This is a genomic window from Pseudoduganella sp. R-32 (genome assembly GCF_049913245.1).
In the GTDB taxonomy this organism is placed as follows: domain Bacteria; phylum Pseudomonadota; class Gammaproteobacteria; order Burkholderiales; family Burkholderiaceae_D; genus Rugamonas.
In genome coordinates, this window is record NZ_CP183987.1 from 3,572,843 (window position 1) to 3,589,067 (window position 16,225).

16 protein-coding genes and 1 tRNA gene are annotated in these 16,225 nt (G+C 60.4%); 11 read left to right on the top strand and 6 right to left on the bottom strand.

Annotated features, from left to right (window positions below; all coding sequences use genetic code 11):
- Nucleotides 1–160: 160 nt before the first annotated feature.
- Nucleotides 161–1,261 carry a chorismate synthase gene (gene aroC, locus ACN9MU_RS16440; protein WP_426317913.1) on the top strand — a complete coding sequence of 367 codons (1,101 nt, stop codon included), beginning with the start codon at nt 161–163 and terminating at the stop codon, nt 1,259–1,261.
- Nucleotides 1,258–2,400 (top strand): MFS transporter, encoded by a 1,143-nt coding sequence (locus ACN9MU_RS16445; protein WP_426335745.1) that lies wholly within the window; start codon nt 1,258–1,260, stop codon nt 2,398–2,400. Before aroC ends, ACN9MU_RS16445 begins: the two co-directional genes overlap by 4 nt.
- 3 nt (nt 2,401–2,403) lie before the next feature.
- Here ACN9MU_RS16445 and ACN9MU_RS16450 read toward each other — a convergent pair whose 3' ends face one another.
- Together ACN9MU_RS16450 and ACN9MU_RS16455 are read right to left on the bottom strand one after the other, a co-directional pair.
- Nucleotides 2,404–3,882 (bottom strand): HDOD domain-containing protein, encoded by a 1,479-nt coding sequence (locus ACN9MU_RS16450; protein ID WP_426161426.1) that lies wholly within the window; start codon nt 3,880–3,882, stop codon nt 2,404–2,406.
- Entirely contained in the window at nt 3,879–5,612 is a 1,734-nt protein-coding gene (locus ACN9MU_RS16455) for a putative bifunctional diguanylate cyclase/phosphodiesterase (RefSeq protein WP_426343072.1), read from the bottom strand. Before ACN9MU_RS16455 ends, ACN9MU_RS16450 begins: the two co-directional genes overlap by 4 nt.
- A 247-nt stretch (nt 5,613–5,859) precedes the next feature.
- Between ACN9MU_RS16455 and ACN9MU_RS16460 the strand changes: the two genes are divergently transcribed.
- The 4 genes from ACN9MU_RS16460 (at nt 5,860) to ACN9MU_RS16475 (ending at nt 8,999) form a co-directional block, all read left to right on the top strand.
- A complete protein-coding gene (locus tag ACN9MU_RS16460; RefSeq protein ID WP_426343073.1) occupies nt 5,860–7,542 on the top strand; it encodes an isovaleryl-CoA dehydrogenase in 1,683 nt (560 codons plus the stop codon).
- A gap of 45 nt (nt 7,543–7,587) precedes the next feature.
- A complete protein-coding gene (gene upp, locus ACN9MU_RS16465; RefSeq protein ID WP_426161429.1) occupies nt 7,588–8,238 on the top strand; it encodes a uracil phosphoribosyltransferase in 651 nt (216 codons plus the stop codon).
- Nucleotides 8,239–8,241: 3 nt separating this feature from the next.
- On the top strand, nt 8,242–8,595 hold the full coding sequence (locus tag ACN9MU_RS16470) for an Hpt domain-containing protein (RefSeq protein ID WP_426343074.1): 354 nt from the start codon (nt 8,242–8,244) through the stop codon (nt 8,593–8,595).
- A gap of 200 nt (nt 8,596–8,795) precedes the next feature.
- Nucleotides 8,796–8,999: a cold-shock protein gene (locus tag ACN9MU_RS16475; RefSeq protein WP_130314543.1), complete on the top strand. Its 204-nt coding sequence runs from the start codon at nt 8,796–8,798 to the stop codon at nt 8,997–8,999.
- 111 nt (nt 9,000–9,110) lie between these two features.
- Here ACN9MU_RS16475 and ACN9MU_RS16480 read toward each other — a convergent pair whose 3' ends face one another.
- Nucleotides 9,111–10,016, bottom strand: coding sequence for a LysR family transcriptional regulator (locus ACN9MU_RS16480; RefSeq protein ID WP_426317918.1), 906 nt, complete (start codon nt 10,014–10,016; stop codon nt 9,111–9,113).
- Between the two features lie 124 nt (nt 10,017–10,140).
- Between ACN9MU_RS16480 and aceB the strand changes: the two genes are divergently transcribed.
- Nucleotides 10,141–11,730, top strand: a complete 1,590-nt coding sequence (gene aceB, locus ACN9MU_RS16485; protein ID WP_426343075.1) for a malate synthase A — start codon at nt 10,141–10,143, stop codon at nt 11,728–11,730.
- Between the two features lie 159 nt (nt 11,731–11,889).
- On the opposite strand, the gene ACN9MU_RS16490 is transcribed toward aceB, so the two are convergent.
- Together ACN9MU_RS16490 and gloB are read right to left on the bottom strand one after the other, a co-directional pair.
- Nucleotides 11,890–12,540 carry a 2-hydroxychromene-2-carboxylate isomerase gene (locus ACN9MU_RS16490; protein ID WP_426161433.1) on the bottom strand — a complete coding sequence of 217 codons (651 nt, stop codon included), beginning with the start codon at nt 12,538–12,540 and terminating at the stop codon, nt 11,890–11,892.
- A gap of 13 nt (nt 12,541–12,553) precedes the next feature.
- Nucleotides 12,554–13,339 (bottom strand): hydroxyacylglutathione hydrolase, encoded by a 786-nt coding sequence (gene gloB, locus ACN9MU_RS16495; protein ID WP_426335748.1) that lies wholly within the window; start codon nt 13,337–13,339, stop codon nt 12,554–12,556.
- 20 nt (nt 13,340–13,359) lie between these two features.
- Between gloB and ACN9MU_RS16500 the strand changes: the two genes are divergently transcribed.
- The 4 genes from ACN9MU_RS16500 to ACN9MU_RS16515 all read left to right on the top strand — a co-directional run bounded on the left by ACN9MU_RS16500 (nt 13,360) and on the right by ACN9MU_RS16515 (nt 15,406).
- Complete coding sequence (locus tag ACN9MU_RS16500; protein ID WP_426343076.1) at nt 13,360–14,139, top strand: class I SAM-dependent methyltransferase; 780 nt, start codon at nt 13,360–13,362, stop codon at nt 14,137–14,139.
- A complete protein-coding gene (rnhA, locus tag ACN9MU_RS16505; RefSeq protein ID WP_426161436.1) occupies nt 14,132–14,572 on the top strand; it encodes a ribonuclease HI in 441 nt (146 codons plus the stop codon). The genes ACN9MU_RS16500 and rnhA overlap by 8 nt, the downstream gene beginning before the upstream one ends.
- 45 nt (nt 14,573–14,617) lie before the next feature.
- Nucleotides 14,618–15,319 carry a DNA polymerase III subunit epsilon gene (gene dnaQ, locus ACN9MU_RS16510; RefSeq protein WP_426343077.1) on the top strand — a complete coding sequence of 234 codons (702 nt, stop codon included), beginning with the start codon at nt 14,618–14,620 and terminating at the stop codon, nt 15,317–15,319.
- A 12-nt stretch (nt 15,320–15,331) separates the two neighbouring features.
- Nucleotides 15,332–15,406 (top strand) — tRNA-Val (locus ACN9MU_RS16515).
- 144 nt (nt 15,407–15,550) lie between these two features.
- On the opposite strand, the gene ACN9MU_RS16520 is transcribed toward ACN9MU_RS16515, so the two are convergent.
- On the bottom strand, nt 15,551–16,213 hold the full coding sequence (locus tag ACN9MU_RS16520; protein WP_426343078.1) for a hypothetical protein: 663 nt from the start codon (nt 16,211–16,213) through the stop codon (nt 15,551–15,553).
- Nucleotides 16,214–16,225 lie beyond the last annotated feature (12 nt).

Below are 16,225 nucleotides of genomic sequence, written 5' to 3' on the forward strand. Positions count from 1 at the left end.
TATTCCTGAGAACGACCATTAAAACACTTTCATGGATACTAACGAAATAGCGACGTGCTAGTTTCGCAAAAGTTGTAGCTTAAAAAGCTACTTCCTGCGAGTTTTGCCATATCGGGTTAGAATGGGGAGTTTCTCCCAGCTACTACTCATCGTCCTCATCATGTCCGGCAATTCCTTTGGCAAGCTGTTCACCGTCACCACTTTTGGCGAATCCCATGGTCCTGCAATTGGCTGCGTCATCGACGGCTGCCCGCCGGGAATGGCGTTGAGCGAGGCAGACATCCAACCGGAACTGGATCGCCGCAAACCTGGCACTTCGCGCCACGTGACGCAGCGCCAGGAGCCAGACACGGTCCAGATCCTGTCCGGCGTGTACCAGGGCGTCACGACCGGTACCCCGATCGCGCTGCTGATCAAGAACGAAGACCAGCGCAGCAAGGACTACGGCAATATCGCGGAGAGCTTCCGTCCGGGCCACGCCGATTACACCTACTGGCACAAGTACGGCGTGCGCGACCCGCGCGGCGGCGGCCGTTCTTCGGCGCGCCTGACCGCGCCGGTGGTGGGCGCGGCCGCCATTGCCAAGAAGTGGCTGAAGGAGAAGTACGGTACCGAATTCGCCGGCTGCATGAGCCAGTTGGGCGAGATCGAAGTGCCGTTCGAGAGCTTTGAGCACGTGCCTTCCAACCCGTTCTTCGCTGCCACTTCCGACGCGGCCCTGATTGAACGCATGGAAGACTATATGGACGGCCTGCGCAAGGACGGCGATTCCATCGGCGCACGCATCGACGTGGTGGCGCGCAACGTGCCGGTTGGCCTGGGCCAGCCAATCTACGACAAGCTGGATGCCGATATCGCCTACGCGATGATGGGCATCAATGCAGTGAAAGGCGTAGAAATCGGCGCGGGCTTCGACAGCGTGGCGCAGCGCGGCTCCGAGCATGGCGATGAACTGACCCTGGAAGGCTTTGTCGGCAATAACTCCGGCGGCGTGTTGGGCGGCATTTCGACTGGCCAGGACATTACGGTTTCGATCGCCATCAAGCCGACTTCTTCGATCCGCACGCCGCGCCGTTCGATCGACAAGGAAGGCAACCCTGTGATGGTGGAAACCTTTGGGCGCCACGATCCGTGCGTTGGCATCCGGGCGACGCCGATTGCTGAAGCAATGCTGGCCCTGGTGCTGATGGATCACGCGCTGATGCACCGCGCCCAGTGCGGCGACGTCAAAGTCTCCACGCCCGATATCAGCAAAGCGTGATCCCCGCGCAAGCCTTCGGATTCGCGCTTTTCCTTTTCTGTTATTACGCATACGCCGGGACATTTTCGACTTACGCCAGCCTGTATTTCCAGGGCAGGGGGATGTCGGTAGCGCAGATCGGCGTCCTGATGTCGCTGATCCAGGTGTTGCGGATCTTCGGCCCCAATCTGTGGGGCTATGTCGCCGACCATTCCGAACGGCGCGTCTTCGTGCTGCGCCTGACCGGCGTTGCGGCGCTGGTGACGTTCTCCGGTTTCATCTTCGGTTCCACCTTCGCGCATTTCTTCGCCGCGATGGTCCTGCTCAATCTTTTCACCAGCGCGCAAGGGCCGATGTGCGAAGCGCTCATGCTGTCAGAGATGCGCGGCGACCTGACCTACTACGGGCGCATCCGCCTGTGGGGCTCGATCGGCTTCATTGTCACCGTGATGCTGGCCTCGTTCCTGATGGATTGGCAAGGGACGGGCGCCCTGGTCTGGTTCTGCGGGGTACTGCTGGTATGCGTGCTGGGGGCAGCCTTCCGCCTTAAGGACGTGCCGCGCCTGACTCATGCAGGCAAGCCGCCGGCCTTGCTGGCAGTGCTGCGCAAGAAGGAAGTGCTGGCATTCTTCGCCTCCACCGCGCTGATGGTTTCGGCCCACGCTTCGCTGTACACCTTCTACTCGCTGTATCTTGAGAAGCAGGGGTACAGCAAGACCGTCACCGGCTTGATGTGGTCGCTGGGCGTGGTGGCCGAGGTGCTGTGCTTCTATTTCCAGGCGCCGCTGTTCAAGCGTTTTGGCGCCAGGCGCCTGATGTATGCCTGCTTCGCTTTCGGTGTGCTGCGCTTCGCCATGATCGGGGTCGGCGCGCAGTCTCTGGCCTTGCTGGTTGCGGCGCAGCTGATGCACGCGGCGACCTTCGCGCTGCACCATTCGGCCTCGGTGCAGACCATGCAACGCTGGTTCGGCGGCGCCTTGCAGGCGCGCGGGCAGGCGCTGTACATCAGCATTTCCTATGGCGTCGGGGCCAGCGCCGGCAGCCTGGCGCTGACCCAGGTCTGGCAGGGCGCGGGGCCGCAAACCATCTACTACGTTGCGTCGGGGCTGGTGGCGACGGGCGCCATCGCTGCTGCGCTGAGCTACCGCTGGCAGCGGTAGGACTCAGGCGGCGCGATTGACGGTGCCGACCTGGTGGCGGCGCTCGGCCGCCTTCACAATCATCGAACGGATGTCGTTCAGCAGTGAGAACTCGGTCGGGCTGAGGTGGATGGCCGGGAAGGAGTCGTCCCAATCGCCGTACAGGAAGCCGGTCGGCTGGCCGTTGGAGCATAGCGGCAGGATCACGAAGCTGCGCGCATCGTTCAGCGTATCGCGCCACCAGGCCGGCAGCTTCGCGGCGAACTTCGGATCGGCCGCATTTTCAATGAAGATCACACGGTCGCTGCTCAAAGCGGCGTGGAACACGTTCGGCTCGTAGGCATCGGCAAAGTGCATGGCGTCCAGGTGCTCGCGCACGCCTTCGCCGAGGCACATGCGCGCCGCGTACTTGCTTTCGCGGCGGTTGCGCACGAATGCCACCGCTCGACTGAACTGCAAGCCCTTGAATACGGTTTCCAGCGCGATCGAGACCATCTGGCCCGGGCTCGCGGTGTCGAGCGAATCGCGCATATCGGACAAGCCGCTAAGCAGGATATTGTTGCCGGCGACGCGCTGGCGGGTTTGCGCCAGGGCTTTCGCGCGGCGTTCGGCCGGCTTGGACAAAGGCGCGATCGACAGGTCGCTTGCCGCAACGACCTTGGCCTGCTCGATGGCCCGCGCCAGCTTGTCGGGGCTGACGCCGATCATGGTTGAATAGCGGGCGGTGATGCGCTTCACTTCCGCGGCGCCTTCTTCGCTGTCATGCCACAGTGCACCGGCACAGATGCAAGACATGGTGGAAACGCCTGCCACCCAGTCTTCAGGGCCGAGCGGTTCGGCCGGCATATCGTCGGCAGGCGGCACCAGGGTGCGCATGCCGGACAGCAGGTTTTCAGGCAAGCCCCAATGCACGGCGGCGGCGCGGCCGATATCCTGCAGGCTCAGGCCCAGCATCCCGACTGCCGCACTGTCTTCCTTGCCTTCGCCCGTGGCGCCCTGCAGGGCCGACCAGCGCTCCGGCATGTAGAAAGTGACCAGCATGCGGCCCAGGGTCTGCAGCATGGAGCAGACCACAGCTTCCTCGCCGTGGCGGTTTTCCGCGGTGGCCGATACTTCGCGTGCGACGATGCCGGCCAGTACGGCCTTTTCCATTTCAATGTGGGCCATGCCGGAATCGGGAGACACCACGGACAATTCTTCGATCAGCTTCAGCCCCAGGGCCAGGTGCCCGATCGCTTCGGTGCCCAGCACCAGCATGGCTTTGCTGACGGTATTGATTTGCTGGCCGAAGGCGGAATACATGCCGCTGTTCGCCAGGCGCAGGACCTTCTGGGTCAGCACAGGATCCGACAGCACGGTGCGCGCCATGTCGAACTCCTTGTCGTCCTCGCCGCGCATTGCGCCAAGGATGGCGGTGATGGCTTTAGCAAAGCCAGGCATGTCGCCTTGCTGGCGCGTGCGCTCCCAGAGCGTTCCCAGGGTCTGTTCGGCCAGGGCGTTCATTGGGCCACCTGCCGCGGTTCTTCAGTCATCAGCGACGCGTAGGTGCGCTCCCTGAGCGCAGCCACGGCCGTGTGCGCGGCCATCGGACGGCCGGTGAGGAAGCCCTGGACGTACTGGCAGCCGCGCTGCTCGACGTAGTGCATTTGTTCTTCGGTCTCGACCCCTTCGGCCACCACGGACAAGTCCAGGTGCTTGGCCAGGTCCAGCACCGCATTACAGATGGCGCCATCCTTTTCCGAGCCGGGCAGGTCGCGGATGAAGGTGCGATCGATCTTCAGTACGGAAATCGGGAAGCGCTTCAGGTAGGAGAGCGAAGAATAGCCGGTGCCAAAGTCGTCGATTGCGATGCGGGCGTTGCGCTCGGCCATCCTGGCAAGGATTGTCTCGGCGTGGGCCGGATCGATCATCAGCGTGCCTTCGGTAATCTCCAGCACCAATTGTTCACCAGGCAGGCCAGAGAAGGCCAGGGCATCGTCGAGCACATCGAGAAATTTGTCGTTGCGGAATTGACGGGGGCTGATATTGACGGATATGTATAGCGGCCGTTTGGCCACTTCCTGGAACTGCTTCAGCTGCACGCAGGCCGATTTCAGCGCCCATGCGCCGAGCAGGTTGATCAGGCCATTGGTTTCCGCGATTGGGATGAAGCGGGCCGGCGGCACCATGCCCAGGGTAGGGTGCTTCCAGCGCATCAGGGTCTCGAAACCTTCGATTTCGCGCGTGATGGAATTGACGATAGGCTGGTAGTACAACAGGAATTCGCCCTCGCGCACGGCCTGGAACATGGCCGCTTCCAGCGAAATATCGTGTTCAGGCGAGCCACTCTGGCGCTGGCTGTAGATCACGCAGCGGGCCTTGCCGGTTTCCTTGGCGCGCGACATGGCGGCATCGGCCAGGGCGACCAGGCGCACTTCGTCTTCCGCGTGCTCGGGATAGACCGACACGCCGAGCGAGGCGCTGACGTAAATCGTGTGCCGGTCCACTTCGAACGGCGACTGCAGCGTGGCAAGCAGGCGGCCGGTGACCAGCCTGATTTGCGCCTCGTTGTAGGTGCCGGGCAGCACCGCGACGAATTCATCTCCGCCGACGCGGGCCAGGGTATCGCTATCGCGCAGGGTTTTGCGCAAGCGCGCCGCGGCCATTTGCAGGACGGCGTCGCCAACCGGGTGGCCAAGGCCGTCATTCACTTTCTTGAAGCTGTCCAGTCCAATGGTGGCTACGGCAAATCCCTGTCCTGAGCGGCGCGCCTGGGCGATGGTCATGCGCAGGCGATCCGACAGCAGCAGGCGGTTAGGCAGCTCGGTCAGGCCATCGTGGGTCGCCATGTGGCGCAAGCGTTCTTCTGTCGCGCGCTGGGCCGTCATGTCGCGGCCGACCACCAGTAATTCGTAGGCCTTGTTTCCCGTCGCGTAGCTGCTGACGCGTAGCTCAAACCAGATTTCCTGCTCGGGAGTCTTGAGGCGAATCTCGGCGCGGTGTGCACCGCGGGCCTGGACCGATTCGGAAAGCGCGGACTTCAGCGCAGCATGGTCCAGGTCACAGATAAAGGCGAGCAAAGGCTGGCCTTCAAGTTCCTGCCCGTTGCGTAACAGGTTGGTGGCACGCTGGCTCGCAAACAGAATTTGACCCATCAGATTCAGCCTGAACACCACATCGCCCGCTTCCTCTAGCAGGAGGTCTGCCTCATGGTGTGATGTCGTTAGGGGCACTGTTGGGGAGCTGGAAAGCATTGTTGCGCTCGATTCTTTCTCTTCGGGTCGAAACCAGTGAGAAATGTATCACTTAAACCTCATGTTTCACATGAAAAAGAGCAACATTAGGCTATGTTTTTAGGAAATTTGTTGCCCAAGATCAGTTTTGGATGAAATCAGAAGAAGTTTGATGCTTTACTAAGCAATTTTTCATTTTTACGCTAACCTTGCTACTGCTGAAAGTTTGCGCTAGCCTCGCGTTACACAGGAGGCCGAGGAGGGCGAAATGAACCGTTTCGACACGCACGAGGTTTTCAACCAGGTAAGCCCGTTTGTGAACGTCAACCTGTTCACATGCGACACCGCCTTGCGCGAAGCGCTGGAGCGCGAAGGCGGCGCTTTCGCCACTGCTTCGCTGATGGAACTGGGCGCCGAACTGGGCTCCGGGGAAATGCAGGAGCTGGCGCGGCAGGCCAACGAACATCCCCCCGTATTGAAAAACTTCGACCGTGCCGGGCACAGGGTTGATGAAGTCGAATTCCATCCCGCCTGGCATAAGTTGATGGAGCTGATGATCGCAGCCGGCGCCCACGCTTCGCCATGGGAAGGCAAGCATCCGCACCACGGCGCGCAAGTGGCGCGTGCGGCGCGCTACATCCTGTTTGGGCAAGTCGAAAACGGCGCGCAATGCCCGATCACGATGACCTACGCCAGCGTGCCGGCTTTGCGCCAGAGCCCGGGCCTTGCCGCGCGCTGGCTGCCGAAGATCCTGTCGCGCGTATACGATCCCAGCCCGTTGCCGATTGACGAAAAACGCGGCGCGCTGATTGGCATGGGCATGACGGAAAAGCAGGGCGGTTCCGACCTGCGCGCCAACACGACGCAAGCCGAAGGCGTGGCTGCCGAAGAAGTGCGTGCGCTGTTCGGCGACGACAGTGAAGCGGTCTATCGACTGACCGGCCACAAATGGTTCTTCTCCGCGCCGCAATGCGACGCCCACCTGGTGCTGGCCCAGGCCGGCGATGCGGGCCTGAGCTGCTTCCTCGTTCCGCGTTTCCTGCCAAATGGAGTTCGCAACCAGGTGCGCGTGCAGCGCTTGAAGGACAAGCTTGGCAACAAATCCAATGCCTCGTCCGAAGTCGAATTTACCGGCGCCTACGGCTGGCTGCTTGGCCCGCTGGGCCGCGGCGTGCCGACCATCCTGGAAATGGGCAATCACACGCGGCTTGACTGCGTGCTCGGCACGGCCGGCATCATGCGCGCGGCGTTGACCCAGGTGCTGCACCATGCGCGGCGCCGCAGTGCATTCGGCAAGCCGCTGGCGGAACAGCCACTGATGCAGAACGTGCTGGCCGACCTGGCGCTGGAATCGGAAGCCGCCACTGTTTTCGCGATGCGTCTGGCGCGCTGTTTCGACCGCATGGACAATCCTGCGGAAGCGCTGCTTGCGCGGCTGCTGACGCCAGCCGGCAAATACTGGATCTGCAAGCGCGGGCCCGGTTTTGGTGCCGAAGCGATGGAAGTACTTGGGGGCAGCGGCTATGTGGAGGAGAGCTCGCTCGCCCGCCTGTACCGCGAACTGCCGGTGAATTCGATCTGGGAAGGCTCCGGCAACGTGATGTGCCTGGACCTGCTGCGGGCACTGTCCAGGTCCGGCCAGGCCCTGGAGGTGCTGGCCGCCGAACTGGGCGAGGGCAGCCACGCCGATCCCGAGTACGTGCGCTACACCAGCCAGTTGCTGGCCGACCTGCCCAAAGCCCGAGAGGACGAGTTCGGCGCGCGCCAGCTGGCCGAGCGCATCGTTCTCGCCGTGCAGGCCGGGCTGCTGCTGCGCCACGCACCGGCCTTTGTCAGTTCCGCCTTCGTTGCCAGCCGCTTGGCACGCGAGCCGGGCGGCGCTTACGGCCGGTTGCCGGTGGGAACTAACTGTGAAGCCATTCTACAGCGGGCGCTGGTGGAAAACGCCTGAGGCTGGGATAATGCGCGCAATTGAACGAATTTATTCCTATTTGACATGAAACAAGATCCGCGCTTTCCCAACCTGTTCATTACCGACCATCCGCTGATCCAGCACAAGCTGAGCCATATGCGCGACAAGGCAACGTCGACGCGCACCTTCCGCGAGCTGCTGAAAGAAATCACGCTGCTGATGGGCTACGAGATCACCCGTGACCTGCCGCTGACCACGCGCGAAATCGAAACCCCGCTGCAAACCATCCAAGCGCCTGTGATCGCCGGACGAAAGCTGGCCGTGGTGCCGATCCTGCGCGCCGGCGTGGGCATGAGCGACGGCCTGCTGAATCTGGTGCCATCGGCACGCGTCGGCCATATCGGCGTGTTCCGCGACCCTGAAACCCACCAGCCGGTGGAATACCTGGTGCGCCTGCCGGACCTGGTCGACCGCACCTTCATCCTGTGCGACCCGATGGTGGCGACCGGCAATTCGGCCGTGCACGCGGTGGACGTGCTGAAAAAGCGCGGCGTTCCCGACGACCAGATCATCTTCCTCGCCCTGGTGGCGGCACCGGAAGGCATCGAGGTGTTCCAGAAGTCGCACCCGAACGTGAAGATCTTCTGCGCTTCGCTCGATTCCCACCTCAACGACCACGCCTACATCATTCCAGGCCTGGGCGACGCGGGCGACCGCATTTTCGGCACCAAATAAGCCATGGCTGAGCCGGTCGATCCCGCCTTCCAGGACCGGCTGCAAGCCTTGCGCGACAAATACGCCGCCAGCGTTCCCGAACGCATGGCGGCAATCCGCGACGCCCTGGTGCTATGCCAGGGCGACCTGATCCCCTCCCACATCGAGCAATTGCATCACGCGCTGCACAGCGTGGCCGGATCGGCCGGATCGTTTGGCCTGGCCGCGCTCGGCAACGAAGCGCGCCGCATCGAACAGATGGTCCGAGGCGTCATGGAAGCCGGCGCACCGTGGCACGGCATCGATGCTGCCGTTCACGCATTGTTGCAACGGGCCGACAACGATTTTGGCGCGGGGAAAATTGCCGCGCACGATTGATATTTATCAAACAAGATTGATAAATCTTGTCTATAGTTAGCCATACATGTTCGGGACCTGTTGGCACGACGTGAATTAATTTTCATCGCGGCGTGTTTTTAACAGGTATTTCGGTATAATGGCGGATCGTTTAGATTCAGGTGACTGGGTTCAAACGGTATCACGGGCGTAAAGCTCATTTAACTGTAATAGGAATTGTAATGGCAACTGGTATCGTAAAATGGTTCAACGACGCAAAGGGTTTTGGCTTCATTACCCCTGATGAAGGCGGCGAAGATCTGTTTGCTCACTTCTCGGCTATCCAAAGTACCGGCTTCAAGTCGCTGCAGGAAAACCAACGCGTGTCCTTCGACGTGACCTCCGGCCCAAAAGGCAAGCAGGCGTCGAACATCCAGCCTCTGTAATCGAGACGGATCAAAACGATAAAAAATCCTCCAAATCGGAGGATTTTTTTTCGCCCCTACACATCAGCCCGTGTCACACCATGGGGTCAGACCCCATGGTGTGACACGAGTTCAGCCTTTGCGCCAGTAGCCGGGCTGGGCGTAGGCGTGGCGCAGGAAATCGACGAAGGCGCGGATGCGAAATGGCAGGTGGCGCCGTTGTGCAAATACGGCGTAAATATCATTCCCTGGCGCCGAAAATTCGTTGAGCACAGGCTTTAAACGTCCTGCTTCAATATCTGCGCCCACTTCCCACATTGAGCGCCAGGCCAGGCCTTTGCCGGCCAACACCCAATCGTGCAAGACCGCGCCGTCGTTGCAGCTCATATTCCCCGCAATTTTCAGCGTCACGTTTTTATCGCCTTCGCGGAAAGTCCAGCCGCGCTGGCTGCCTTCGCTGCTGATCGTCATGCAGTTGTGCCTGGCGAGGTCGTCCAGTGTTTTCGGCACGCCGTGGCGCTTGAGGTAGGCGGGCGTGCCAACCACCACGCGATGATTATCGGCCAGCTTCACGCTCACCAGGTTGGAGTCGGACATCGAGGCAATGCGGATCGCCACGTCCACCCCTTCGCCAATCAAATCCACGACGCGGTCGTTCAGGTTCAATGTCACCGCCACGTCACGGTGCTCCGCTAAAAAGGAGGGGACCAGGGGGGCCACATGCAGCCGTCCAAAGCCGGCTGGCGCGGAGATAAGGAGGTGTCCCGTGGCGCGCGCGCTACGTTCTGCCACCGCGGCTTCCGCGCTTTCCAGATCCACCAGGATGCGTTGGCAATCCTCAAGGAAGGCTGCACCTTCGTCCGTCAGCGCCAGCTTGCGCGTGGTACGCTGGAGCAGTTTGACGCCGAGCCGTTGCTCCAGCGCGTCGAGGCGGCGTCCGATAACGGCGGGCGCAATGCCTTCCGCGCGGGCCGCCGCCGACAGGCTGCCGCGGTTGACCACTTCTACAAAGGTGGAGATTTGCCTGAACTGACCCATAAGACCTCATTTATGACTAAAACGCACAGATGAAGTGCTTTTTAGTCTTGTTTCTCTATGTTTTTAGTCAATATACTGGAAAACATCGAATCACAACACTAATCATCATTAACGGAGAAAGACCATGAGCATCACTCTGCCAGCAGGTATGCAAATCACAGGAGAAATCAAGCCAGGTTTCGAGCGCGTGCTGACCCCGGAAGCGCTGGCCCTGGTGGCCAAGCTGAGCCGCGAATTTGAGCCGCGCCGCCAGGAACTGCTGGCCAAGCGCGTCGAGCGCGCCAAGCGCCTGGATGCAGGCGAGCGCCCGGACTTCCTGGCCGAAACCGCCCATATCCGCAACGGCGACTGGAAGATCGCACCGATTCCTAAAGCCCTGGAATGCCGCCGCGTGGAGATCACCGGCCCGGTCGACCGCAAAATGGTCATCAACGCGCTGAATTCCGGTGCGGACTCCTACATGACCGATTTCGAAGATTCCAATACCCCGAACTGGGACAACCAGATCTCCGGCCAGATCAATATGCAGGATGCGGTCCGCAAGACCATCTCGCTGGAACAGAACGGCAAGTCCTACAAGCTGAATGAAAAGACTGCCACCCTGGTGGTGCGTCCACGCGGCTGGCACCTGGACGAAAAGCACGTGACCGTCGATGGCAAGCGTGTCTCGGGCGGCATCTTCGACTTCGCACTGTTCATGATCCACAACGCGAAAGAGCAACTGGCACGCGGCGCCGGCCCATACTTCTACCTGCCGAAGATGGAGTCGCACCTGGAAGCCCGCCTGTGGAATGACATCTTCGTCATGACCCAGAATGAACTGGGCCTGCCACAAGGCACCATCAAGGCCACCGTGCTGATCGAAACCATCCTGGCCGCGTTCGAGATGGACGAAATCCTGTACGAACTGCGCGAGCACAGCTCGGGCCTGAACGCCGGCCGTTGGGACTACATCTTCAGCTGCATTAAGAAGTTCAAGCTGGATAAGGACTTCTGCCTGGCCGACCGCGCCAAGGTCACCATGACTTCGCCGTTCATGCGCGCCTATGCGCTGCTGCTGCTGAAGACCTGCCACAAGCGCAATGCACCTGCAATTGGCGGCATGGCAGCGCTGATCCCGATCAAGAACGATCCGGAGAAAAATGAAGTGGCCATGGGCGGCGTGCGTAACGACAAGGCGCGAGATGCGACCGACGGTTACGACGGCGGCTGGGTCGCTCACCCTGGCCTGGTGGAGCTGGCCATGGGCGAGTTCAAGAAGGTGCTGGGCGATGCGCCGAACCAGATTTCCAAACAGCGTCCGGACGTGGAAGTGACGGCAGCGGAGCTGCTCGACTTCAAGCCTGAAGCGCCTATTACTGAAGCTGGCCTGCGCTATAACATCAACGTCGGCATCCACTACCTGGGTAGCTGGCTGAATGGCAACGGCTGCGTGCCGATCCATAATCTGATGGAGGATGCGGCGACCGCTGAAATCTCGCGTTCGCAGGTGTGGCAGTGGATTCGTTCGTCGAAGGGCGTGCTGGAAGACGGCCGCAAAGTGACTGCCGATATGGTTCGTGCGATGATTCCGGAAGAACTGCCGAAGGTGAAAGCCGCCGCTCCGGACGGTTCCACTCCAGCCTACGATCGCGCTGCCCAGATTTTCGAGAAGATGTCGACTTCGGAAGCGTTTGAGGAATTCCTGACGCTGCCGCTGTACGAGGAAATCTAAACCGGTAAACCAGGGTCAGACCCAAGGGTCTGACCCTCTCAGCGCAGCCTCGACGGGTTTGGTTCCAGGCCTTTGACCTTCTCCAAACATCAAGATCCTTGAACCAATTCGTTGGCCGGGAAGTCATTCAGGGTCTGACCCTGTGGGTCAGACCCAGGTTTACCGGTTTTGCCGCGAAGCCAACGACGGCCTGTCGAGAAACTCCTGCAAGCGCCCCTCATCGATACGATGGCCCGCGATCCTGCGCAACAGGCTGTCGATCCGATCCGCCCCCCAGAACAACTCTCCCTCATAGACAAAACTCGGCACGCCAAAGATGCCATCGTTAATGGCCTGCTCGGTCGCCCGCGCCAGTTCCGCCTTCACCTCTGGCGTCCCCGCCGCGGCAACCAGCGCCTCGCCATCGAGCCCGCAATCGCGCGCCACCCGTGCGAGGACGCCGAAATCCTGCGCATCCTGCCCCTGTTCCCAGGTTGCCGCCATCACTGCGGTGACGAATGCGATCCGCTCCGCACGTCCCTCGATAGCGGTCGCCATTCGCAGCATCGGCAAGGGATTGAACGGATGGCCTGGCGGCCCCACGAACTCCAGGCCCTGCGCCGACGCCTGCCGCATCACATCGCGGAACGTCAGTACACGTTTCGCCGGGACCTCGGCCGGGCCCACCAAGCCATGCTTGTTCAGCATCGCGGCGAACAAGACAGGCACGATTTCAACCTGCACCCCCGCCGCCTCAATGCGGGCAATCTGCTTGGTGGCCAGCCAGACGAAAGGGCTGATGGGATCAACGTACATGCGGACGGTTTGCATAAATCTCCTCAGGTCAGAAGTTGTTCTTCCACTCCCGCAGCGCCGCAAAGACGGCAACCGGTGGCTCGCCGCCACGCAATTTGCCGGCCTCGTGCAACTGGGCAGCGATTTCGGGCTCACGATAACGCAGGAAAGGGTTGGTGGCACGTTCCAGTGCGATAGTGCTCGGCACGGTCGGCAGCCCACGCTCGCGCGTCGCGGAATCGGCCGCTACCCGGGCGCGTAGCGCCGTATTCCCCGGCTCCACCGCGCTGGCGAAACGCAGGTTGGAGAGCGTGTATTCATGGGCGCAGAACACCTTGGTGGCCTCCGGCAGTGCCGCCAGCTTGCCAAGCGATTCGGCCATCTGGTCCGGCGTGCCTTCAAACAAGCGCCCGCAACCGCCGGCGAACAAGGTATCGCCACAGAACACCCATGGCTCGGCACCATCGCGGACATAGGCGATATGGCCGAGGGTATGGCCTGGCACATCCAGTACCCGCAACGACAGGTCCAGCCCCGGAACCTGCACCCGGTCGCCTTCGCCCAACGGCACGGTCACGGCTGCGATACCATCATGGCGGGGACCGAAAACCGGCACCTGGAAGCGGGCCAGAAGCCCCGGAACGCCCCCAATATGGTCAGCATGGTGATGGGTGAGTAGAATGGCGGTAAGTGTCAGCCCGTGCTCTTGCAGGGAGGCCAGGATGGGCGCGGCGTCGCCGGGATCGACTGCTGCAGCGTTGCGGCCATCGTGGACCAGCCACAGGTAGTTATCCCTGAAAGCAGGGACGGTCAGGACAGAAACAGGTTTGCTCATGGGCTCAGTAAAGGGAATGCATGGATAGCGCAACATCCGACGAATCCATTATAGCGTTCGACAAATGGCTGGAAACACCGCCGGGTGCATACGTGCGCGCCTGGGAGCAGGCATGCCTGGACAAGATGGTGGCGGATATCTTCGGTTTCAACGCGGTGCAGATCGGCATGCCGCAACTTGACGCCTTGGCGGCCAACCGCATGCCGCACCAGTGGCTGGCCGACATCCGGCTGCATCCGCGCCAATCCGGCAGCGGCCGCGCGGTAGCGGTGACCCTGGACAGTGTTGAACTGCCATTCGCCACCAACAGCATGGACCTGGTGGTGCTGCCGCACGTGCTGGAATTCTCCGCCGAGCCGCACCAGGTGCTGCGCGAAGTCGAGCGTGTGCTGATCCCGGAAGGCCAGGTCATCGTCTGCGGCTTCAACCCGGCCAGCCTGTGGGGGCTGCGCCAGCTAAGCGGCCGCCTGACTGGATCGCACTATCTGCCCAAGGCCGGTGAGTTCATCTCCATGCCGCGCATCAAAGACTGGCTAAAATTGCTGAATATGGGCGTCAGCCACACGCACCTGGGCTGCTATGCGCCAGCCTGCCGCACCGAACGCTGGCTGCAACGCTACAACTTCATGGACCGCGCCGGTCCCAATTACTGGCCGTATTTTGGCGCGGTCTATATGGTGCAGGCGATCAAGCGCGTGAAAGGCATGCGCCTGATCGGCCCGGCCTGGAAACAGAAAACGGCCAAGGCGGGTGTACCTGTCCCGGCCACCAACAAACACAAAGAAAGACTCGATGGATAAAGTAGAGATTTATACCGACGGTGCATGCAAGGGCAATCCCGGCACCGGTGGCTGGGGCGCGCTGATGATCGCAGGCGACGCCAAAAAGGAACTGTTCGGCGGCGAGCTGAATACCACCAACAATCGCATGGAACTGACCGCGGTCATCGAATCGCTGAAGGCCCTGAAGCGCCCGTGCGAAGTGGTCCTGCACACCGACAGCCAGTACGTCCAGAAAGGCATTAGCGAATGGATCCACGGCTGGAAGGCGCGCGGCTGGAAAACGTCGACCAAGGAGCCGGTCAAGAACGCCGACCTGTGGCAGGCGCTCGACGCCGCGCAAGCCGTGCACACGGTCGATTGGCGCTGGGTGCGCGGCCACAACGGCCACCCGGGCAACGAACGCGCCGACCAGTTGGCCAACCTGGGCGTGGAATCGGTCCGCCGCAAATAAGGCCTGTTATACTTCGCCGCTTGCTACGAACACATTCGTGAATTTATGCGTCAAATCGTCCTCGATACCGAAACCACCGGCATTAACCCGAAACAGGGTAACCGAATCATTGAAATTGGCTGCGTTGAGCTGTTCGAGCGCAAACTGACCGGGAATAACTTCCACCGCTACATCAATCCAGAGCGTGATTCGGAAGAGGGCGCATTGGCGGTGCACGGCCTGACCACCGAATTCCTGCGCGATAAACCACGTTTCCATGAAGTGGTGGAGGAACTGCGAGAGTATATCCAGGGCGCGGAAGTGATCATCCATAACGCGCCGTTCGACCTTGGCTTCCTGAACCACGAGTTCAACCTGCTCAAGCTGCCAACTTTTGACTCCCACATCAGCGGAGTGATCGACACCCTGGTGCAGGCAAAGGAAATGCGTCCAGGTAAACGCAACTCGCTGGATGCGCTGTGCGAACACTTCGGCATATCCAACGCCCACCGCAAACTGCACGGCGCGCTGCTGGACGCGGAATTGCTGGCCGATGTCTATCTGGCGATGACCCGTGGCCAGAACAGCCTGGGCATGGATATCGTAATCGAGGAAACCGGCAGCGGCATCGCCATGGCTGAAATCGCACTGGCCGATGTGATCGTGTTGCGCGCAAGTGAAACGGAAGAAGCCGAGCACATTGCGTTGCTGGATGGCTTGGACAAAGCGGTCAAGGGAACTTGTGTTTGGCGCAACCCTAGTCTATAATAGCGGCACTTCGGGAGGTTAGCTCAGGGGTAGAGCACTGCATTCACACTGCAGGGGTCACAAGTTCGAAACTTGTACTTCCCACCAGAATTTAATAGTAAAAACAAGGGCTTACGAACTTCGTAGGCCCTTAGTTTTTTCTAGTCCGGAAAAAGTCCGGAAAGTAGGTTTAATGCTACATTTGCAGCCCTTTCCGAGTGTGTTCCAGGACGGTCTAGATTTTCTTCATTGCTAAACAGCATCCTCCTTCACGACTGTCTGCTTGCGAAGTTCATTAGCAGCATTCTGGCAAAGGATCTTTAGGTCGGCATAAGGGCGAAGAACATATTCGTTCCAGTCCCCGAGTTCTTTGATCTTCGGCAATTCAAGGGTTGTCGGGGCGAAATCTGTGAATATTCTTTCGAATCGTCGCTTCGCTAAATTAAGGCGTCCTTGAGCATCAGCAAGTTTCACCGCAAAACCATCTTGAAGCGGTACCAAAACGGCAAGATCCTTCGTATCGATTTGCCTTATTGCCAAAAATCGTTTCAAGACTTCTGTGCCTCGGAAGACAAGTTCATCTCCGTTCGAGAGCCGAGCAAAATGATCTTCGTTCGAGAAGAGGAGATCAATTGCGTGATTCATATCAGCATCAAGTCCAGCGGCAAACACTTGAGCGACAGTGCGAGCTTCATGGCGCCGTTGCCGTTCTTGGGAATTTGCAAGAATGATCGCGTAAATGAAAGTCCCGATAGTCCCAACAGCACTGAGCCAGCCAGCCGCATCCGCACCTCCGGTCCAGAGTGGTGACGCGGCAAGTGCCTGGACCGCTGCAAGGGTGCCGAGCAGGATCACCAACATAACAATTACTCCGCCAAATATTCTGGCGAACTCTCCTGCCTTCAGCGGCTTCATTACTTCCCCAAT